Source organism: Phocaeicola dorei, assembly GCF_013009555.1.
Taxonomy (GTDB): Bacteria; Bacteroidota; Bacteroidia; order Bacteroidales; family Bacteroidaceae; genus Phocaeicola; species Phocaeicola dorei.
The window spans coordinates 4,121,280-4,143,347 of record NZ_CP046176.1 but is presented as its reverse complement, the minus strand read 5'-3'; the positions used below and the strand labels follow the sequence as shown (position 1 = coordinate 4,143,347).

Below are 22,068 nucleotides of genomic sequence, written 5' to 3'. Positions count from 1 at the left end.
TTTCAGCATAATGTTGTGGGGATAGTTTGACGGACGAATAACTGTAATAAACGATATAATCTTTATCTTGGTCAATTCATTAAATCAATGATTGGCGCAAAGATAAAGATTATAAAAAAAATTATTTCACAAATTATTTCACGTTTCCTACTTTGATCAAGTATTCGGCAATCTGAACAGCGTTCAATGCCGCACCTTTCTTAATCTGATCGCCTACGATCCAGAAAGTCAGTCCGTTTTCGTTTGCCAGATCTTTGCGGATGCGGCCCACGTAAACCGGATCTTTACCTGCCAGGAACAAAGGCATCGGATATTCTTTCTTTTCGGGATTATCCATCAATACCAGGCCTTCACCTTTGGCAAAGGCTTCACGGGCTTCTTCGGGAGAAATGGGGCGTTCAGTTTCTACCCAGATACTTTCCGAGTGAGAACGGAGGGCGGGAACACGTACACACATGGCGCTAACCTGAATGTCGGAGTGCATAATTTTGCGTGTTTCGTTGAACATCTTCATTTCTTCTTTGGTATATCCATTGTCGGTAAATACATCAATTTGGGGAATCAAGTTGAATGCCAACTGATAAGCGAATTTCTCTACAGTCACGGGTTCATTAGCCAATACCTGACGATATTGTTCATACAATTCATCCATAGCCGCTGCACCTGCACCGCTGGCAGCTTGATAAGTAGCCACATGCACACGTTTTATGTGTGAAAGATTTTCGATGGCTTTCAGTGCAACTACCATCTGAATAGTTGTACAGTTGGGATTAGCTATCACGTTACGGGGACGATTCAAAGCATCTTCCGGATTCACTTCGGGTACTACCAAAGGCACATCGGCGTCCATACGGTAAGCGCTGGAGTTGTCAATCAGTACGGCACCATGTTTGGTAATGGTTTCACAAAACTCTTTTGTGGTACCTGCGCCGGCTGATGTGAAAGCGATATCTACACCTTTAAAGTCATCGTTGTGCTGAAGGAGTTTCACTTCAATCTGTTTACCGCGGAATGTGTATTTTCGTCCTGCACTGCGTGAAGAACCGAATAACACTAACTCATCCAACGGGAAGTTCCTTTCATCGAGCACACGCAGGAACTCTTGTCCTACAGCTCCGCTCGCACCAACAATTGCTACTTTCATTTTGTTTTTTGTTTTATAAGATAAAATTTAGTAATACTTTAGAACTATCTCTCAGCATGTAAGTATGTTCTGCGTGCAAAATTAGAACATTTTAGAATATAAATCAGTAAAAAAGAAAGTTTTTTCGTAATTTTGTCGATATAATGGTATAAAACTCAAAAAAAGATGGAATTATTCGACCTTAACATACATTTTCCGGTCACAGATCCTACCTGGATATTCTTCCTGGTACTTATTATCATCCTGTTTGCCCCTATGATTTTGGGGCGTTTACGCATTCCGCATATCATCGGTATGATACTTGCCGGGGTAGTGGTAGGCAAGTATGGCTTTAACATTCTGGAACGTGACAGCAGTTTTGAATTGTTTGGAAAGGTCGGACTTTACTACATTATGTTTTTGGCCGGTCTTGAGATGGATATGGACGATTTCAAGAAAAACAGGACAAAAGGATTGATCTTTGGTATGTTTACTTTCCTCATCCCGATGGGGCTGGGCATATGGAGCAGCATGAGTATGCTGGACTATGGATTTTTGACTTCTGTGTTGCTGGCCAGTATGTATGCCAGTCACACCTTGATTGCTTATCCTATTATCAGCCGGTATGGCTTGTCGCGGCAACGGACGGTCAGTATCACTATTGGTGGTACGGCGGTGACTGTGGTGCTAGCTTTGATGGTGCTGGCTGTTATTGGTGGTATGTATAAAGGTGAGGACGTAGGCGGACTGTTTTGGGTGCTGTTGGTTGCCAAGGTAGTTTTGCTGTTCGGACTTATCATATTTTTAATGCCTCGCATCAGCCGATGGTTTTTCCGTACGTATGAGGATGCGGTGATGCAATTTATATTCGTGCTGGCTATGGTGTTCTTGGGCGGAGGCTTGATGGAATTGGTGGGGATGGAAGGTATTTTGGGAGCTTTCCTTGCCGGGTTGGTATTAAATCGTTTTGTTCCTCATGTCTCTCCTTTGATGAACCGGCTGGAGTTTGTGGGTAATGCGCTGTTTATTCCCTATTTCTTGATTGGGGTGGGGATGATTATTGATGTACGTTGCCTTTTTACGGAAGGTGAAGCGCTGAAAGTGGCGGTTGTAATGACCGTAGTGGCGACATTCAGTAAGTGGCTGGCTGCATGGATAACCCAGAAGATATATGGAATGAAGAAGGTGGAGGGCAGCTTGATATTCGGATTAAGTAATGCACAGGCTGCTGCGACCTTGGCCGCTGTGTTGATAGGTCATGGTATTATTATGGAAAATGGAGAGCGGTTGTTGAATGATGATGTTTTGAATGGTACGGTGGTCATGATTTTGTTCACTTGTATTATAAGTTCTGTTGTGACAGAACGTGCCGCACGCAAAATGGTGACTCAGGAAAATCTGATGGAGGGCAGCGAAGGTAAGGAACAGGAACGCATCTTGATTCCGGTAGCTAATCCTGAAACCATAGAAGGGTTGGTAGGCATGGCTTTGATGATGAGGCATCCTAAACAAAAAGAGTCATTGGTGGCACTGAGTGTGATCAATGATAATAATACTTCAGAAACCAAGGAACTGATAGGCAAGCGCAACTTGGAGCGTACGGCGATGATTGCTGCTGCTGCCGATGCGTCTGTAAAGACTGTGTTGCGTTATGATTTGAATATTGCGCAAGGTATTATTCATACGCAGAAAGAATATGCGGTAACGGATATTGTAATAGGTTTGCATCGTAAGACGAATTTGATGGATTCTTTCTTTGGTACAATGACGGAAAACTTGTTGAAGGGTACGAACCGCCAGATTATGATCGCTAAATTATTGATGCCTGTCAATACGTTGCGCCGGATTGTGGTGGCGGTTCCCGATAAGGCGGAATATGAAAAAGGTTTCTTGAAATGGATGACACAGCTCTGCCGTATGGGTAAACAATTGGGATGCCGCGTGCATTTCTTTGCTACAGAAGATACATTGAAGCATTTGCGTGCCCTGACAGAAAAACAGGAGGCGAATACTTTTACGGAGTTTTCTTTATTGGAAGAGTGGGATGATCTGCTTTTATTGACCGGACAGGTGAATTATGACCATCTGTTTGTGGTTGTATCTTCGCGTAAAGGTTCCATCTCTTATCAGACTTCTTTTGAACGTCTGCCGTCACAAATCAGCAAGTACTTTGCCAATAACAGTTTGTTGATTGTGTATCCGGATCAGTTAGGGGACGATCCGCAAGAGATTGTTTCTTTTTCTGACCCTCGCGGACAATCGGAAACACGAGTATATGATAATGTAGGAAAATGGTTCTACAAATGGTTTAAGAAAGGTGATGAACGAAATTAATATAGAGTGGCAGCAACGTACGGAGTTGTTGCTAGGAAAAGATAAGATGAAACGCCTGCGTCACGCTCATGTGCTGGTGGTAGGTTTGGGTGGAGTTGGAGCGTATGCTGCCGAGATGATTTGTCGTGCAGGAGTAGGCCGTATGACAATTGTGGATGCAGACATTGTGCAGCCCAGTAATATTAATCGTCAGCTTTCGGCCCTTTACTCTACTATGGGACGTCCCAAAGCGGAAATTTTGGCGGAACGTTTCCGTGATATTAATCCTGATTTGGAATTGACTGTATTGGTGGAGTATCTGAAAGATGAGCGTATTCCGGAATTGCTGGACAGTGCAAAATTTGATTTTGTGGTGGATGCCATTGATACGGTAGCTCCTAAATGTTACCTTATATATAATGTGCTTCAACGTCGTCTGCCCATTGTGAGTAGTATGGGGGCCGGTGCTAAATGGGATATTACTCAGGTTCGTTTTGCCGATTTATGGGATACTTACCATTGCGGATTAAGCAAAGCCGTGCGGAAGCGTTTGCAGAAAATGGGGATGAAGCGAAAACTTCCGGTTGTATTTAGTACAGAGCAGGCCGATCAGGATGCGGTGATATTGGTAGATGATGAGAAAAATAAGAAATCTACTGCCGGAACCGTGAGTTATATGCCGGCAGTCTTTGGCTGTTATCTGGCGGAGTATGTGATAAGAAGAATTTGATTATGATAGAATTACAGGGAATAACGAAGAGTTTCGGGACATTGCAGGTACTGAAAGGTATTGACTTGATGATAGAAAAAGGAGAGGTGGTAAGTATTGTAGGTCCCAGTGGTGCGGGGAAAACTACATTATTGCAGATCATAGGAACGTTAGATAAGGCGGATACGGGTACTATTTTACTGAATGGTACAGAAGTGAGTTGTTTGAAGGAAAAAGAGTTGTCGGCTTTTCGTAACCGGCAGATTGGCTTTGTGTTTCAGTTCCACCAGTTACTTCCCGAGTTCACGGCTTTAGAGAATGTGATGATTCCTGCGTTGATAGCAGGTACATCTTCTTCCGAAGCTATGCGGAAAGCCAAAGAAACGCTAGCTTTTTTGGGGTTGTCCGAACGTGCTTCGCACAAACCGGCTGAATTGTCGGGAGGGGAGAAGCAACGGGTGGCGGTAGCGCGTGCATTAATAAACAACCCGGCGGTTATCCTTGCGGATGAGCCGTCGGGCAGTCTGGATACCCGCAATAAAGAGGAACTTCATCAGTTGTTCTTTGATTTGCGTGATAAATTAGGCCAAACTTTTGTTATTGTTACTCATGATGAAAATTTGGCTCGTTTGACGGACCGTACTATTCACATGGTAGATGGCAGGATTTCTTTGAAAATTTAATAGAGCAGAGATCAGTTTAATGGTATATGGATGCTGTCATTCTGCTCTTTCCATTGGTCTACTTGGAATCCTCCGGTCCCTCCTTCTTCCAGTAGTACACCGTCCATACTCAGGTTGACTGTTGTTTTTGTTCCGGCACTAAGTTGTGTGGTTAGCTTTTGTTGGTAATGCTTTAAATCTCCGTTTTTCATTTGCACGAAGACTTGGATCATTGGATTTGGCTGGGATGGGAATACAGATACAAATTTATTGCTGAATTCTTTTCGATCTGCGTTAGGGATCAACCCGAAACGTATGGTTTTGACAGTTCCTTCCGGTTGGGCGGAGAAATAATTCAGATTACTATAGATATTGCTGATATAAATCCACATAGAGTCTATGCTTTCGCTGAAAGCGTTACCGTTTGTTTCGGTAGTGATTACTCCTAATGCGGCGGTAGCACGAATGAGATGCGCTTGAAGGTCATCTTGACCGATATTGATCTCTTGTGTGCCGAATACTAAATCGTGTACAGGATAGTAAACAGTATCTACGGGGACTTTTCGTAATCCTAATGAAGTGTCGAGTAATTTTTCTCCTAAAATTAGGGTAGGGTCGCTCAGTGCGGCGTCTGTAGTATTGAAAAAGGTGGGATATCCCCAATAAATGATATTATAGGTGCCTGCGGGCAGTCTTAGAGGGGAATTTTTAGATTTTCCTATTCCGTTTTCTATGGAATAATATGCGGGGACAGGGGTCTGATTTCCGGTTGATGTGTAATTTCCTACATAAATACTGCCATCAGGCCGGCAAGGTAATACTTCCAAAGGACCGTTATAAAGATCGGTCGTATTTTGTTGAATGGTGGCATATAAGGCGGGAGTCACCATCTCTTCAGGTTTGGGATTGCTTCTGTCATAATCCTCATCTTTACCGCACGAAGCTAGCAGTGCCAGTAAAGGTAAAAATAAAAACTTTCTCATGTACATCTTTAGTTTAGGTTTGAATACTCCCTATAACAAGATATGGATGAGAAAGTTTGAATGGTGTAGAAGAAAGTTATGCTTATACTTTCTCGGGAAAACTGGCTTTCAGGATTTCAAATGCCTGGGCATAATCTTTTTCGAAGACTAGAACCTTTATTTCCATTCCCGGAATATAAGCCAAAACTTGGGCTGTATACTCTCCCTGCAACATGGATTCTATACCTTCATTTTTTAGAAGATCCTGTAACATGTGTGCTCGGACATCACTTTTGAAAGAAGTAAGAATAACTGTTTTCATACTCGTTCCTCCTGTATCAGTTGTTTCTTTTTTCGATTTACAGTTTTGCAGAATCCGGCGTGCCACTTCTCCAGTTACATCACCGTCCTCTCCGTATGCTGCGCCTCTCTCATTGAACCGGCGTACTATTTCTTCGATGGTATCATCGCCTATTCCTGCTTCATCCAAACGGGTCTTAAGTCCTAAATTTCTAAAGAATTCTTCAGTCTTTTCTATGGTTAGCGATACTCGTACACTGGGAACTCCTGAAGTAACCCCCCAGATACGTTCGCCATATTGTAGTATTTTGTCACGCTTTTTGTCGGCGAGTGTCCGTAGAGTTCCGGGAAATACGATAGCCAGTGTCTGGCCGTGTGTCATGCCATGTAATGCAGTCAGCTCATGCCCTATCATGTGGGTGGCCCAGTCTTCGGATACTCCCATAGCAATGAAACCGTTCAAAGCCATAGTGGCGGACATCATAAATTCACTCATCAAGTGATAATCCTGTTTGTTTTCTTTGATTTGCGGAGCGATTTGTACCAATGTACGAAGGATGCTTTCGCTCCAGCGGTCCATTAGATAAGATTCGTTTGTTTTGGTCATGTATTGTTCCATGACGTGTACAAAAGTGTCTGCCAGTCCGCAAGCTATCTGATAGTCGGGCAATGAGAAAGTTACTGTCGGATCTAGGATAGAAAATACAGGATGAGAGGAGAAAAATGGATATTTTTCATGAGTTTCACGGCATGAAATTACAGCTCCGTTATTCATTTCTGAACCTGTGGCGGGAATAGTTAGCACAGTTCCTAAAGGAATAGTATTTTGTGCACTGCCTTTTTTAACTAGTTCCCAGGCATCTCCGTCGTAGGGAATACCAGCGGAAATCAACTTGGTACCGTCTATAACTGAGCCGCCACCTACTGCCAGCAGGAAGTCGATGTTTTTTTCTTTGCCTGATTCTATAGCTTTTTTCAGGGTAGATATATCAGGATTTGATTCTATTCCCCAAAACTCCGTGTAATCACGTCCTTCAAGGGCTTGGATTACTTGTTCATAGACTCCATTTGTTTTTACACTGCCACCTCCGAAAGTGATCATGATTCTCTTGTTGGCCGGTATCTGTTGGGACAATTGGGCAATCATGCCTTTGCCAAAGATGAGGCGTGTAGGATTGTAAAAGATAAAATTATCCATAACTAATTGGGGTTTTCTTTGTTAATAGCGAGTAAAGATAGTGCTTTTTATTTATCTTTGAGAAAAAATTTAGCTAATGAACGTAAAACTGGGAAAATACAACCAGCTGGAGGTTGTAAAAGAAGTAGACTTTGGTGTCTATTTAGATGGAGGCGATGACGGAGAGATTTTATTGCCTACGCGTTATGTGCCCGAAGGCTGTAAGCCTGGCGATGTGCTGAATGTCTTTCTTTACCTCGACAATGAGGAAAGGTTGATAGCTACCACTTTACAGCCATTGGTGCAGGTGGACGAGTTTGCCTGTTTGGAAGTGGCATGGGTTAATGAGTTTGGTGCGTTTTTGAATTGGGGATTAATGAAAGACCTTTTTGTACCTTTCCGTGAACAAAAGATGAAAATGCAGAAAGGGAGAAAGTATATAATACACGCACATATAGACGAAGATAGTTACCGCATTATGGCATCTGCTAAAGTGGAGCATTATCTTTCTAAAGAACATCCCGATTATCGGCTGGGGCAGGAAGTGGATATCCTGATATGGCAGAAAACAGATTTGGGATTTAAAGCTATTGTGGAAAATAAGTTCAGTGGTTTGCTTTACGATAATGAGATTTTCCAACCTTTAGAAGCCGGTATGCGGCTGAAGGCTTATGTAAAGCAGGTGCGTGAGGATGGCAAGATAGATTTGGTTCTGCAAAAGTTAGGCGCAAAGAAGGTGGATGATTTTTCAGAAGTGTTATTACAATATATTAAAGATCATGAAGGTTTCACTCCATTGAATGATAAAAGTGCTGCAGAGGATATCTATGATGCTTTTGGTGTCAGTAAAAAAACTTTCAAAAAAGCGGTGGGGGATTTATATAAAAAACGTCTGGTTGTTTTAGAAGCTGAGGGGATACGCCTTACTTAGTGGAGCTTTTCCCTACCAGATATAGGAAAAGCCCTATGAATTTATGGGGAAAATCAATTGTGGGGGAAAGTGATTTCCCCTATTTTTGTGCCATAGAACTAACAAACTAAAAACGTAACAGCTATGAAAAGATGGACTACATTACTGATAGTGATTTGTATGCTAGGTATAACTATTCCCGCAATGGGGGCCATGAGTATCAGCAAAATGAGACAGAACACTCGTTTTCTTACCGACCGTATGGCATACGAACTGAAACTCACTCCGCAGCAATACAATGATGTATATGAGGTGAATTATGATTTTATCAATAATGTCCGTTATCTGATGGATGATGTGGTAAGAGGCTATGATTATGCGTTGGAACGTTATTATGATTTTTTGGATGTGCGTAATGATGATCTTCGTTGGATACTTTCCAGTGCGCAATATCGTCGTTTTATGAGGGCTGAGCATTTCTACCGTCCCATTTATGCGCATGAGAACAAATGGCAGTTCCGTATCTATCTGGTATATAATAATGTGAATTTTTTCTACTATGGCAAACCGCATCACTATGCTAGTTATTGCGGAGGGCATTATCGTACTCATTTCAATAATGTCAGTTATTATAAGATCCATTATCGTGACCATTATCGCCATGATGTGTACGACGGACATTATCGTATCCGCCATGATAGAATGACGTATGATATGCACCGTCGTCGTGATTTTAATATAGTTGTTCGTCCTCCTCAAAAGGATCATCATCGCCCAGCCACTCCTCCTCAGGCTAGTCCAAACAGACCTCAAATCCGTCCTGACAGGCCGTCGGGTGATCATCATCGTCCGTCTGTTCCACAGGCAAGGCCGGACAGACCGAAGAAGGATCATAATAACAAGCATGATGGGCGCCCTTCACGACGTGGACAGAACTCACAGGTTGATAAGGACCGTCATGAAAATAGGCGTATTACTCCATCCGGCAGGGATGTGAGAAGAGGAAATGGTAAGAAAGAGAAAGATTCGGAACGTTCAGGAGGAAGCAATAAAAGTAATTCTAAGGAGAGAACTGTAGTGCGTATGCGTACGGTATAGTATGATTTGAAAAACGACGAAAATTGACGTAAATAAGAGTTGGAGATACAATGAATTGTCCGGATTGTAAAGATCATTTTTATGATGATTCACCACAGGTCAACGCAGAATTTGATTATGAATGGACTGTGAAAATCTGTGGTGAATCTTAAGAAATTATTCTAAAGTAAGAGGAACTCCTTTGTAGAAATCCAGAATTTTGGTACGGAACAGATAATCATATTTTGCTTGAAGCATATCCGAAACGGCTTTCATCCAATTGGTACGAGCCTCATTGTATTCAGTAGCGTTGGCTTTACCATTGGCATATTTTTCGCTCATCAGACGGAAGGAAGCCTCAGAAGCATCCGTAGCTGTATTACTGCTTTTATATTTGCTTTCGGCAGCTACTGCATTATAGTATGCTTGCTGTATTTCTTTGAAAAGAGCCTTTTTGCTTTCTTCCAACTTCCATGATAAAGCAGTGCGCTGGATGCGTGCGTTCTTTACTTTATTTCGTGTGTCAAAACGGTTGAACAACGGAATGCTGAGTGAGAATTGCAGGTATTTATTAAAATTTTGATGCCACTGACTGCTGAATGAAGCATTTTCTACTCCTGAAATATTATAGTAGTTTGTTCCTATACCTGCACTGAAGTTTAATTGCGGATACCAGGAACTTTGGGCAATACGGATATTTTTGGCCGCACCTTCCAGACGAAATTGGGCTGCTTTAATACTTGGTTTGTTCAGAACAGCTTGTGCATAGATATCTTCGGGAAGTGAAAGCAGAGTAAAATCATCCTCTACACGGGGAGATACTACTCCAAATCCGTCAGGAGTAGGAAGTTCCAACAGCTGGCTCAGTTCTAACAAAGCTAACTGATAGTTATTGTCAGCCTGTACTGCTGACATTTCGTCTTGTGCGACGCGTGCGCGGGCTTCATAGACTTCGGCTTCAGATGCTTTCCCATTTTTGAAATAGGCTTCTTTCAATTCCAGCTGTTCCCGGCTTAACTCTACTTGGTTGTGAGCTACTTTTGCCAATTCTTCATTAAAAAGAATTTGTAGATAGGCAGAGGTGACAGAAATGCTGATATCTTCTTTGGCCTTGTTCAAGTCTTCTGTAGCTGCTTTCAGGTTCAGTTTGCTGAGAGCGATGTTGTTCGGTATCCGCAATCCTGTAAATAAAGGAATACTGGTACTGAGTGAGAAGTTGGTGTTTTTGGTATTACGGTCGCCGTACGTATTGTCTGCCTGCAAGGCACGGCCGAAGTTAAATGACTGGCCCACATTACCGTTCAGATTAGGCAGCCGGCTGTATTTAGCAGTATTCAAATCCACTGCATTCTGATCTCTTGCAGCTTCCTGTTGCTTGATACTCAGGTTGTGTTCTATAGCATAATCAATGCATTTACGTAAATCCCATTTTTCTTGGGAAACGACCGGTAATGCAGTCAGGGTGGCCAAGGCTATAATGATTTGTTTCTTCATAATGATATTCTGTTATTTCTTTTCTGCTCCGCGTACTTTTTCATTGACATTCAGACCGTTCTTTATTTCAATCTGGATACCGTCACTCATACCTGTAATAACGGCACGACGGCTGAATTTCTGTGAAGGTACACTATCTGTCAATACGTATATAAAAGTAGAGTCGTTTTTAAACTCAACAGTACTTTCGGGTACTGCCAGTACCTTGCTGGCACGTGCCAGAACGATTTCCGCATTTGCGCTATATCCGGAACGGATGGTAATACTGTCGGGGACTGTGATGGCTGCTTTGATCTCAAATTGGTTAGCACCATTTTCTTCTACACCTTTGGGGGATATATATTCTAGTTGTGCATCAAATTCCATGTTTTGTAAGGCTCCTAAAGTTATTTTTACCGGCATGCCTTCGTGTATGCGTCCTACTTCCGTTTCATCAATATTGCCGCGGAAAATCAGATCATTCATGTTAGCTACGGTGGCGATAGTGGTTCCGTCATTGAATGTGTTGCTCATTATGACGGAGTTACCGGCTTTTACGGGCACATCTAAAATCAATCCGTCAATAGTAGATCGGATAAGGGTACTACTGAATGAAGCTTTGTTTTTAGTGATACCTTCTTTGACTATTTCCAGATTGTCTTTGGCTGTTTGTAATTCTTCACGTGCTTGTTTTACAGCTACTTCACTCTTTTCGTATTCTTCACTGCTGATAAGTTTGCTTTCGAACAGTTTTTTCATGCGGGCAAAGTCCGTTTCCCCTTGTCTGGCATTGATTTCTGCCAGCCTTACACGGCTTTCTGCTGAGTTTAGTTGTCCCAGTTCGGGGATCACCTTTACTTTGGCAATCACTTCTCCTTTCTTTATTTTTTGTCCGGCTTCCTTATATACCTCGTCAATGATACCTGAAATCTGTGGCTTAATCAGAATCTCGTCACGTGGTTCTATTTTTCCAGTAGCTACAGTGGTCTTTTTCAGATCGGTGATTTCTGCGTTTAATATAGTATACACGCTGGCTTTGGGTTGTGATTTTTGATAGAGAAATACAAATGTTCCGATGAATATCAGTGCAACGATGACTAATAGTGCAATTTTTACATACTTTTTCATATCTGTTTGTTTTATTATTTTTTTATTCTTGTTTGTTCTTGCATGGAAACTTTATCCGTTACGTCGGATGGTTTTATTCGTCTCTTATAGCCTCAATTGGTTTGATGGCCATAGCGCGATAGGCCGGTGCTAATCCGGCCAGCATACCTAAGACCATCAATAAAATGCAAGCCCCGACGGCCATCCAGAAGCTGATTTGAAAATGAGCCTCTGTACCCGAAGCTGCCGTTCCTACTTCTAATCCTTGTAAGATCAAGACTCCGAAACTAATCCCCATTAACCCTGCAAAAGTTGTCAATACCATGCTTTCAGAAAGAATTTGGTTTAGAATATCTTTAGGGCGTGCGCCAATGGCTCGGCGGATGCCGATTTCGGTTGTACGTTCTTTCACGGTAACCATCATAATATTGCTTACTCCGATAGCTCCTGCCAGTAATGTTCCCAAACCTACCATCCATGCCAAAATTTTGATGCCTGTGAACAGATTGTCAATCATGCTGAACATTGCTTCTGCATTGACCATGATCACCGCTTGTTTGTCGTCCGGGTGGATATAGTGCGCTTTCTTGATTACTTGTTCTATTTTGTCGGCTATACTGGTAACAGTTACTCCCGGTTTTACGGTAATACAGACTAAATCAATGCGCTTTCCAAAGTTGTATGCTTTTTGCATGGTAGTAAATGGAAGAGTTACACTATCCTCTGTTCCGGCATTGATATTCATGTTACTGGTTGATAAGCTAACACCTACAATCTGATAATAAATACCATCCACACGCAAATATTGTCCGCATGGGTTTCCTCCTTGGGGAAACAGTTCGTCGTATACACGTTTTCCTATGGTACAGACTTTCCGGTTTTCCAGTATGTCTACGTCATTGATAAAGCGCCCCATTGTAATATTTTGAGCTTCTATCTTTTCATAATCAGGCTGCAATCCTCTGACGGCACAGGAGCTTTTCTTGTCTCCGAAAATAGCAGTAGAGCCCCATCGGCTGATATTGGGAGTGATAACTTCTACTTCCGGTACGGCTTGGCGGATACGTTCCACATCGTTAAATTCCATATCCCAATAACGTCCTTTTCTAAATCCTTTATAGGCTTCACTGGTTTTATTACTTCCGAAAAAAACGGAATTGGTGGCGAATCCTTTAAAGTTGGCCGACATCATATCTTGTAGTCCTTGGCCACCCCCCATAAGGGCCACCAGCATGAATATGCCCCAAAAAACACCAAAAGCGGTCAATAGGCTACGTGTCTTGTTTCTGGTAATGGTGATGAATATTTCTTCCCACCTGTCTAAATCTATTCTCATAATTTTAATCTGCTCTAAGTGCTTCGATTGGTCGGATCATGACGGCCTTACGAGCAGGAAAGAAGCCTGCCAGTGTACCGGCTATCACCAATGTCATGGTTGCTTGTATGGCTATACTGATATCTACTGTGGGATTGAGGAAAACTGTTTCGGTGAAAACGCCTGCGTCTACAGTTTGGTTTCCTGCCACTGTATTCATGTATTCTGTGGCAGCGATACCTGCCACCATTCCTATATACCCGAAAAAGGTGGTAATTGTTACGCTTTCGGCTATAATTAGCCATAAGATAGATATAGGTTTGGCACCTAACGCTTTGCGGATACCAAATTCACGGGTCCGTTCTTTTACTGTGATCAGCATGATATTACTTACACCTACGATGCCACTCAGCAAAGTGAATATGCCTATTACCCAAATGGCTATAGTCAGAATGCGCATACCTTTTTCTTGTTGCAGGAATTGAGTGAAACGGTTCCACATCCAGATAGCGCCTTTGTCATCAGCTGTAAACCGGTGGTGTATGCCGATAGCTTTGCGGTACTCCTTTTCAAAGATTTCATTTTTTTCTTCTGTATCGAGTCCTCGTGTCATAAATATCAAATTGTTCAGCTTGTCACCTTTATTATATATGAGTTGTAAGGTGGTGAATGGGATGAAGGCATTAGGTTGGAAACTTCCCTTGTCGGTAAATAGGCCTACTACTTGATATACTACTCCATTGGCGTTGACAAATTTTCCGATAGCTTTGTCTGCGTCTTTTTTAAAGAGCATTTCTGCGGTTTTTGTATGAAGAATGATTACTTTTCGCCGTTGACGGATATCAATGTCATTGATAAATCGCCCCCCTGCAGGTTTTACTCTTTCTACATCTTTATGATTAGGGTATACTCCTTCCAGTGTGGTGGATACATAGTCTTGCCCGTATGTTAAAGTCACATTACTCTGACGTACGGTAGCTCCTACACTGATGACATTTTGGAGGAAATCGGTTTCGGTTATCCGATAGTCTTTATTGTCCAGTTCAATGCGGCGTCCTTCTTTTAATCCATCGTATGCTTTGGAAGTCCAGCCTGGAAATACTTTGATGGAATTCATAGCCATATCTGCAGATGAGCTTTCGAAAGCATGGATTAGTCCGTTGCCTGCCCCCAGCAGTACGATCAACATGAAGATACCCCAAGCTACGGCAAAGCCGGTGAGGAACGTGCGTAATTTATTGCGCTTTATTGTTCCGAATATTTCTTGAATAAGATCAATCATGTGTGTCAGTTATTTCATGAATCCGTTCTTGCCGAAAGGAGAGGCATTATGGTCTATGTTTTCTTCAATCCGTTCAATCAGTCCGTCCTTAATATGGATGATTTTGTCCGTTTGGTTTGCTACTCCACTTTCATGAGTGACGACAACGATTGTCAGTCCCTCGTTTTTATGCAGTTCTTTCAGAATATTCATCACTTCCACGGATGTTTTGCTGTCCAGGGCTCCGGTAGGTTCATCGGCGAGGATGATTTGCGGTTTGGATATCAAGGCACGTGCTATGGCTACACGTTGTTTTTGCCCGCCGGACAATTCATTGGGCATATGATGCGCCCATTCTTTAAGACCTAGTTTGTCAAGGTATTCTAATGCCATTTGATTCCTTTTTTTTCGGCTCACTCCTTGATAGAAGAGGGGAAGAGCTACATTTTCTACCGCATTTTTAAAAGAAATCAGGTTGAAAGACTGAAAGATAAATCCTATCATCCGGTTTCTGTATTCGGCAGAGCGGGTTTCACTCAGATTCTTGATTAATACATCGTTCAAATAATATTCTCCCGAATCGTAATTGTCCAAGATGCCTAAAATATTCAATAAAGTGGACTTTCCGGAACCCGAAGCTCCCATAATAGAAACAAACTCACCTCGTTCTATGTCGAGGTTGATACCTTTCAAAACATGTAGCGGAGCTCCGTTATGATAGGTTTTGTTGATATTCTCTAAATGTATCATTACCGATGAATTTAACTTGTGTTTGTCTGGTTAGACGTGCCGAAGATACAAAAAGTTGCAATGCTATATGAAATAATTGAAAAAAAATTTGCTCTCTTTTTTCGCATTGTGTACATTTGCTCAAAATAACTAACCCTAAATAATAATATATCATGGTAACAGGCATGGAAAAACCCTACGTAGTAGGTATGGACATTGGCGGAACTAATACAGTTTTTGGCATTGTAGATTCGCGTGGTAACGTATTGGCTACCGATTCAGTTAAGACACAATCATTTTCTAAAATAGAGGATTATGTAGAGGCGGTCAGTTCAAAGTTGCGTCCGTTGATTGAATCGTTCGGTGGCGTAGAAAAAATTAAAGGTATGGGGGTAGGTGCTCCTAATGGAAACTACTATAACGGTACCATTGAATTTGCTCCAAATCTTCCTTGGAAAGGGGTGATTCCCTTGGCTGCTTTGTTTGAAGAAGCAATAGGTGTTCCTACTGCTTTGACAAATGATGCTAATGCTGCCGCCATCGGCGAAATGACTTATGGTGCGGCTCGTGGCATGAAAGACTTTATTATGATTACTCTTGGAACCGGTGTTGGTAGTGGTATTGTAATAAATGGACAACTGGTTTACGGACACGATGGTTTTGCCGGAGAATTGGGACATGTGATAGTTCGTCGTGACGGACGTCAGTGTGGTTGTGGTCGTAAGGGCTGTTTGGAAACTTATTGTTCGGCTACAGGTGTGGCACGCACGGCACGTGAATTTCTAGTTGCCCGTCCCGAACCTAGTTTGTTAAGAGACATCCCGGCTGAAGATATTGTATCTAAAGATGTTTTTGACGCGGCTGTAAGAGGGGATAAATTAGCACAAGATATCTTTGAATATACAGGACGTATTTTGGGTGAGGCTTTGGCGGATTTCATTGCTTTCTCCAGTCCGGAAGCGATTATTCTGTTTGGTGGATTAGCAAAATCCGGTGATTATATCATGAAGCCGATTCGTAAAGCTATAGATGATAATATCTTGAAAATTTACGAAGGTAAGACTAAATTGTTGATTTCTGAATTGAAGGATGCTGATGCCGCCGTGTTGGGAGCTAGTGCATTAGGTTGGGAAGTAAGAGAATAATGGAAAACAAAAAGCAAGGATATAAAGTTCGGAAATATCAGGGACCGGTAAAACGTTATTGCCAGATGTTGAATCTGAAAAACGATGCGGCCTTGATAGCCGAGTATAGAAAGCGCCATTCGGAAGGCAAGGTTTGGCCGGAAACATTGGCAGCTATTCGTGAAGTCGGTATTTTGGAAATGGAAATTTATATCCTGGGGACTAATTTGTTTATGATAGTGGAAACTCCTCTCGATTTTGATTGGGATACGGCCATGGCCAGAATGGCTACGTTGCCTCGCCAGGCAGAATGGGAAGAGTATATGTCTGTCTTTCAACAGGCAGAGCCGGGAGCGTCTTCGGCTGAAAAATGGCAGTTGATGGATAGAATGTTTTATCTATATGAATAACTTTCATTCTAGATAATAATAAGAAAAGGATATGATTTTTATCATATCCTTTTCTTATTATTATAAAATTATAAACTTGTGTTCTTTATGGTAAAGCTCATCAGGCATTCGCCTGTTGGCTCATTAATTTCTGAAGCTTGTATTGCAAAGATTGGCAAGCAGCTCCTTTTCTCATTGCTTTGTATCTTCTTAACTGATACTGCAACATCTCGATTGTGTCATTTGTTCTTTTCATAATTACATCTTTTTTATGTTCTCCCGTTTGGAGAACTGGTTATTCCTAAAAACCTTTTGTTTTCTCTTTTACTACTGCAAAGATAACACCAAAATTCCTATTTATGTTTTAAAACATAGTGTTAACCTACTTTATTTAACTTTTAATGTGTATTTTATCTTATTGTTTAGTATACGTTAAGAAATATAGCTGTAAAAATGTCACTTATAATCTGACAGGGAAATGTTCATTAACACAAGTGGTGGATCTCCTTAAATCATGTTAGAGAACATTATTTTCTTTTTGTTGAATTTGCAAATTTCAATAATGTTCGTACCTTTGCATTGTGTTTTTCATAGTATTAGATTTAAGGTTAACAAAGGTTGGAGCAAGGCGTTGCTCCTTTTTTTATGTCTATATCTCTGCATAAAAGTTTCCTTTTTACAAATTGTTTTGTTACATTCGCACCATACTATTGATATTAAACTACTATTATGAAACACTTATTTATCACAATTCTACTCTTATTACCATTGTGCCGCATGCTGGCACAGGAGAGAGAATACGTAATTGTTGTTCATGGAGGTGCCGGTGCTATGGAAAACCTTGAGGACGATAAGGAGAAATCAACCTTGTATTATGCGGCTTTAGATTCAGCTTTGAGTATCGGAAATGCTATATTGGATGCTGGTGGTGAAGGACCTGAAGCGGTAATGGCAGTTGTTAACTATTTTGAGAATAACCCCTTGTTTAATGCTGGTAAAGGGGCTACTTGTACCAGTACCGGTACTTTTGAACTGGATGCTTCTATTATGGAAGGTAAGGATTTGACAGCAGGAGCTGTCGCCGGGTTGAAAACGGTGAAGAATCCGATTAATGCAGCCTATGCGGTAAAAAATAAAACACCTCATGTGATGCTGGCAGGTGAGGGGGCCGACCGATTTGCAAAGTCACAAGGGCTGGAAATTGTAGATAATATGTATTTTGCTACTCCTAAGACATTGAAGTGGATAGAGGATTTGAAAAAGGAGAGCAAGAAGAATGGAACTGTGGGCTGTGTGGTACTGGACAAGCAAGGTAACCTGACAGCGGGAACAAGTACCGGTGGTATGTTCAAGAAGCAATGGGGCCGTGTGGGAGATTCTCCGGTGATTGGCGCAGGTACTTATGCGGATAATGAAGGTTGCGCTGTGTCATGCACCGGGCATGGGGAGTATTTTATCCGTCATGTTGTAGCTTATAATCTTTCTACTCGTGTGAAGTTGCTGCACCAGCCTGTTGGGGAGGCTGCCGATTATATTATCCATCAGGAACTGAATACCAAGGAGGGGAATGGTGGATTGATTGCAGTGGACAAGAAAGGTAATTTTGCCATGCCGTTTAATAGTGGAGGCATGTTCCGTGGCTACTTGTATAAGGAAAAAGGAACAGGCAAAATTTCTAAAGCAGTGGGCATAGGGAAGAAGATGAAAACTTTATAATTTTAGTTCCTGTTTGAATTTTCCTCCCACCTGCAACAGAGTTTTGCAAAACTGCTACCCACTACTACCACCCTCTTTCGTAAACACCCATGAACAGGGCGTTTCAAAGGTGGTGGTAGTAGCATGAAAAAACATCTGCTACCACCACTTTTTATCTGTTATCACTTCCCTTTCCTCTGATAGTTTGAGAATTCCTGTCACATTTTGTCTTAGCTTCGTTACCCCTTGGAATAGACAAAACCGTTTGAAAGCTATAGGTTGTATGTAACGATACGGACAGTTGGTATGCTTATCGGGAACCGGTACGGATGATATCTTGATTATTCACTGACGGAGAAGTTTTGGAGCAGTAGAATTTTAGCGGGGCTTTCATCCGTAAGAAAAAGGCATCCGCAAAAGACTTTGGCATCAGATTCGTCCTTAAAGGATCTCATCCGTATCCCTAACCCTTTCCTGACGTATGGTTAAGGCTTTTCTACCTGTTTGTCTTATCTCCGCAAGCCTTTGGAGTTAACTCCATAACCTTGGGAGATAACTCCAAAGCTTATGGAGATAACTCCAAAGGCTATGGAGATAGAACATATCCGTATAAAAAGGCTTAACCTGAAGAAAGAAAAGGCTTATGCTATAGGGTAGGGAGTGATATACATTCAATTGAGGCTTGACTACTCCTACAGCCATGATGTTTGAAGCGATGCTGGATATCCTGCCGGTTCGCTGATGCGGCTGTAACCGGAATATAATATGCAGCAGGCTGGTAATGATCAGACGCTTAGGAACGTTTGGATACTATCCGTAAATAGGCCGCTTTGCTATAAAATGCTGTCTCGCTGCGGCTTGATCGGTTGCAGGTGCACTCACTGAGCATGAGGTAAAAAACATTGGCGGAATTAATTCAGTCTTTCAAATACAGTCTGGATTAACTCCGCCAATAGGCTACCACTATCGGATATCTTATTTATAAGTAACCGGTATCAACCTTACACTACCATTCAATCCCGATGGCAATGGCTGCCAATCAGTATAAGGTACCGGTTTGTATTGCAGATTTACCACATTGATTTCATTGAAGATACGCCATTTCTCACCCCGACGATCCATATCCGCAATGCGGTTGGCAGGCAGATTGGTCACTTCTATTTCTATCTTGTTATCTCCCGGTTTCAGCCATTTGCCTACTTTCAACTGAAAAGGTACGGCCCATGCTGTTCCGGCATCTTGTCCGTTGATGCGCACACGGGCACTTTCCCGCACATCGCCCAAATCCAGTATCCAGTCATCGGCGGGAATATGGGGAACAGTGATGATATTAGTATATACTCCCGTCGCCATGGTAATCGGAGCGTTGGGGTGAGCAATTTCAGTCCACGAAGACGGAGTATCGATATCAAATGTACCTTCTATCTTGGGAGTGCTTTTTGCAAAATGAAGTTTCCAATCGTGATCAAGGCTGAGGCTGACAGATTGTTCTTGAACGTATTTCCATTCGGCAGCCTCTGTCAAGGCATGGTTGAAAGTTTGCAGGATCACGCTTTCGCCGGAATGCAGCTGGAGACGTACTTGGGTTTTTCCTCCTTCCTTGCGAGTTTGTGCTTTCCCTTTTTCTCCCGTCATCGGATTAAACAGCATGGCACTTTCTGCGGGAACGGCTAAGGTTATCCAGTCGTTTACTCCTTTTTCCTGCAATGAGGAGATGAAATAATGATGTCCATCGGTATGGGAGCGGCGGATACATTGTAAGCCATATCGCGTTTTCATCTCTTCGGGAATAACACCGCTTTTTTCCAAGGCAGATTGATAGTTGTTTCCTGTAATGATGATTCCTTTCTGATAAGGAGTTGCCACCGTTTTATCGAAAGAAGAAACTTCCGGAAGTTGCTTTTGTAATTGTGCAAAGCTTTTCCGGCGTGCTTCCAGTTTTCCATAACCGGGTACATCCTGCGGATAGTTTTCGGTAAAGATGATAGTAGCTCCGGCTTGTGCCAGCTTTAGTAAATGGCCGAGTACCTCGGACGGCATTAATTTTACAGCAGGAATGATGATGGCTTTATAGGAAGTTCCTCCTTTGGTCAGTAATTTGCCATTTACGCAACGGGTACTTTTCACAAAGTTGTCAGAGATATAATCCATGTCATAGCCGCAATTGCTGATGGTATGAACGGTCTCTATAAACTTGGGAGCACGTTTTGCCATATCATGGATGCTGAACAGCAAAAGACGGCCCGGCTGTTCCTGCCACATATCATATACAGGCAGATAAACGAGAAAATCATTATCCGGTTTCCCCATTTGCAGGAAAGACTGGCAACGGGTGATATATTCAAAGAAAGCAGGAGCATCCTGCCAAATGTTATTGGTAGGAGACATATCAATAGAGGCATAAAACTTCCATCCCGGCCATTTGGCTTCTTTAGGACTGTAGGGGGTTCCATGGAAAAACATGTGGTTTACACCTGATACGAACATCAAATCCATATCCGGTTTGCACTGGGAAAGTGAGGTACGGAAATGTTCTGTCAGCCAGGTGAATGTTTCTGAAGACGTGTAGGGCTTTCCGGCGATATGGGCAGCGGAAGAAGCATACTTCAGCATGGAAAGGTCTGAGTCATTCTTACGGGTCAGGGAATCTTGGCGCAATCCTTTAATATGGAATTGCGACAGGCCGAATCCTTCGCATTCGGGAATATCCACAGAGGCATAGGTATCTATCAGATTGGCAGGGGAACCATGTGCTTGGTTACGGGTGATGCTGCCATGACCGTGTGCCCAGTTAGTCCATTGGGTACTGAAATTCTCAATCAATAAATCGGAGATTGTTTCGCGATAGTCACTGACTATGCGGGCGGTGGTTTCATTACGATCCTGAGCTATAAATTCAGGGAAGTGTTCTTCCAGTTTATAGCCACGACGACGGGCGAATTGTTCCAGGAAATCAGGAGTCCAGTCAGCACCATATACTTCGTAAGAGTCATTGAAAAAAGTATGTGGAAAATTGGTCTCGTTTTCTTTAAAAGCTTTGTCAAAGTTGGCAAAATAACGTTTTACGGCTCCTTTATCCAAGTGGTTCATCACATAGCCTTCTCCACCGGGAGCGGCACGTTTCACTTTTTGGAATGTTTTACCTATATATAAGGTAATAATATGCCAATGACCTGCCGGAGCTTTCCATTGTAATTGTCCGTTCTTCGCTTTGGAAGTGAGATTAAGACATTGCTTATTGTCCGCATTATAGGCCATAACCCGGCTTAAAGTGGCTACAGGGCGTTGTTTTTCTTCTTCTACTTTCAAATCTAGCGTAATTTCTTTTCCACCCTCTACTTGATAAGATTGAAAAATAGCTTTGGTAGCAGCATCTGTCATACTCACGTGAGGACCGCCGAAGGGCCATCCGGTACCGGTGTTCATATCTACTTCAATACCGATACGTTTTCCTTCAGTTTCAGTATGTTGCAACATATTCATCCATTGCGGGCTGAGGAAAGGGAGGTTATTCTTATCGTTGCCTTGAACACCATAAATAGGAGTGATTTCAACACCTCCCAGTCCGGCTTTGGCATATTCCTCCAGATTGTAGGTCAGATTGGTTGCATCGACAGCACTTCCTAGCCACCACCAGCGGGTAGCCGGACGGGTTTCGGGGTGTACTGCCGGCCATTCTTGTGCATAAAGGCTGCTTCCGGTCAGTAATAGGCTGAACAATAAATATTTTCTCTTCATTCTA

Annotated in this window: 18 protein-coding genes; 8 read left to right on the top strand and 10 right to left on the bottom strand. The window is 42.3% G+C overall.

All coding sequences use genetic code 11. The features are described from left to right. Positions 1-133: 133 nt before the first annotated feature. Entirely contained in the window at positions 134-1,144 is a 1,011-nt protein-coding gene (locus GKD17_RS17250; protein WP_005853694.1) for an aspartate-semialdehyde dehydrogenase, read from the bottom strand. 165 nt (positions 1,145-1,309) lie between these two features. Here GKD17_RS17250 and GKD17_RS17245 point away from each other — a divergent pair, with 165 nt between their 5' ends. The 3 genes from GKD17_RS17245 to GKD17_RS17235 are packed head-to-tail and all read left to right on the top strand — an operon-like array spanning position 1,310 to position 4,828. Continuing rightward, on the top strand, positions 1,310-3,457 hold the full coding sequence (locus tag GKD17_RS17245) for a cation:proton antiporter (RefSeq protein WP_007831473.1): 2,148 nt from the start codon (positions 1,310-1,312) through the stop codon (positions 3,455-3,457). Further along, positions 3,444-4,166: a tRNA threonylcarbamoyladenosine dehydratase gene (locus tag GKD17_RS17240; protein WP_007831475.1), complete on the top strand. Its 723-nt coding sequence runs from the start codon at positions 3,444-3,446 to the stop codon at positions 4,164-4,166. The genes GKD17_RS17245 and GKD17_RS17240 overlap by 14 nt, the downstream gene beginning before the upstream one ends. Before the next feature lie 2 nt (positions 4,167-4,168). Next, positions 4,169-4,828, top strand: a complete 660-nt coding sequence (locus tag GKD17_RS17235) for an ABC transporter ATP-binding protein (protein ID WP_007831477.1) — start codon at positions 4,169-4,171, stop codon at positions 4,826-4,828. A gap of 11 nt (positions 4,829-4,839) precedes the next feature. Here GKD17_RS17235 and GKD17_RS17230 read toward each other — a convergent pair whose 3' ends face one another. Both GKD17_RS17230 and GKD17_RS17225 read right to left on the bottom strand, forming a co-directional pair. Continuing rightward, the gene (locus GKD17_RS17230) at positions 4,840-5,790 is read right to left on the bottom strand and encodes a FimB/Mfa2 family fimbrial subunit (protein ID WP_007845945.1); all 951 of its coding nucleotides are present in this window, start codon (positions 5,788-5,790) and stop codon (positions 4,840-4,842) included. An 82-nt stretch (positions 5,791-5,872) separates the two neighbouring features. Further along, positions 5,873-7,267 (bottom strand): iron-containing alcohol dehydrogenase, encoded by a 1,395-nt coding sequence (locus tag GKD17_RS17225; RefSeq protein ID WP_007831481.1) that lies wholly within the window; start codon positions 7,265-7,267, stop codon positions 5,873-5,875. Between the two features lie 76 nt (positions 7,268-7,343). Here GKD17_RS17225 and GKD17_RS17220 point away from each other — a divergent pair, with 76 nt between their 5' ends. After that, entirely contained in the window at positions 7,344-8,177 is an 834-nt protein-coding gene (locus GKD17_RS17220) for a CvfB family protein (protein ID WP_007831483.1), read from the top strand. 123 nt (positions 8,178-8,300) lie between these two features. Continuing rightward, positions 8,301-9,254, top strand: coding sequence for a hypothetical protein (locus tag GKD17_RS17215; protein ID WP_007839424.1), 954 nt, complete (start codon positions 8,301-8,303; stop codon positions 9,252-9,254). Positions 9,255-9,410: 156 nt separating this feature from the next. On the opposite strand, the gene GKD17_RS17210 is transcribed toward GKD17_RS17215, so the two are convergent. From GKD17_RS17210 to GKD17_RS17190, 5 genes are all read right to left on the bottom strand, one after another. Beyond that, on the bottom strand, positions 9,411-10,727 hold the full coding sequence (locus tag GKD17_RS17210; protein WP_007831490.1) for a TolC family protein: 1,317 nt from the start codon (positions 10,725-10,727) through the stop codon (positions 9,411-9,413). Positions 10,728-10,739: 12 nt separating this feature from the next. Further along, the gene (locus tag GKD17_RS17205) at positions 10,740-11,834 is read right to left on the bottom strand and encodes an efflux RND transporter periplasmic adaptor subunit (RefSeq protein ID WP_005843627.1); all 1,095 of its coding nucleotides are present in this window, start codon (positions 11,832-11,834) and stop codon (positions 10,740-10,742) included. 73 nt (positions 11,835-11,907) lie between these two features. Then, entirely contained in the window at positions 11,908-13,149 is a 1,242-nt protein-coding gene (locus GKD17_RS17200) for an ABC transporter permease (RefSeq protein WP_007831493.1), read from the bottom strand. 4 nt (positions 13,150-13,153) lie between these two features. After that, entirely contained in the window at positions 13,154-14,410 is a 1,257-nt protein-coding gene (locus tag GKD17_RS17195; RefSeq protein WP_007831494.1) for an ABC transporter permease, read from the bottom strand. 9 nt (positions 14,411-14,419) lie between these two features. Continuing rightward, positions 14,420-15,139 (bottom strand): ABC transporter ATP-binding protein, encoded by a 720-nt coding sequence (locus tag GKD17_RS17190; RefSeq protein ID WP_005843634.1) that lies wholly within the window; start codon positions 15,137-15,139, stop codon positions 14,420-14,422. 152 nt (positions 15,140-15,291) lie between these two features. Between GKD17_RS17190 and GKD17_RS17185 the strand changes: the two genes are divergently transcribed. After that, positions 15,292-16,263 carry an ROK family protein gene (locus GKD17_RS17185; protein WP_005853709.1) on the top strand — a complete coding sequence of 324 codons (972 nt, stop codon included), beginning with the start codon at positions 15,292-15,294 and terminating at the stop codon, positions 16,261-16,263. Continuing rightward, positions 16,263-16,652 (top strand): L-rhamnose mutarotase, encoded by a 390-nt coding sequence (locus tag GKD17_RS17180; RefSeq protein WP_005843638.1) that lies wholly within the window; start codon positions 16,263-16,265, stop codon positions 16,650-16,652. Before GKD17_RS17185 ends, GKD17_RS17180 begins: the two co-directional genes overlap by 1 nt. 100 nt (positions 16,653-16,752) lie before the next feature. Here GKD17_RS17180 and GKD17_RS23430 read toward each other — a convergent pair whose 3' ends face one another. Next, complete coding sequence (locus GKD17_RS23430) at positions 16,753-16,887, bottom strand: hypothetical protein (protein ID WP_005843640.1); 135 nt, start codon at positions 16,885-16,887, stop codon at positions 16,753-16,755. Between the two features lie 473 nt (positions 16,888-17,360). On the opposite strand from GKD17_RS23430, the gene GKD17_RS17175 reads away from it, so the two are divergent. Continuing rightward, the gene (locus tag GKD17_RS17175; protein WP_007839446.1) at positions 17,361-18,347 is read left to right on the top strand and encodes an isoaspartyl peptidase/L-asparaginase family protein; all 987 of its coding nucleotides are present in this window, start codon (positions 17,361-17,363) and stop codon (positions 18,345-18,347) included. Between the two features lie 954 nt (positions 18,348-19,301). Here the strand turns inward: GKD17_RS17175 and GKD17_RS17165 are convergent. Then, a complete protein-coding gene (locus GKD17_RS17165; RefSeq protein WP_007831510.1) occupies positions 19,302-22,064 on the bottom strand; it encodes an alpha-L-rhamnosidase in 2,763 nt (920 codons plus the stop codon). Positions 22,065-22,068 lie beyond the last annotated feature (4 nt).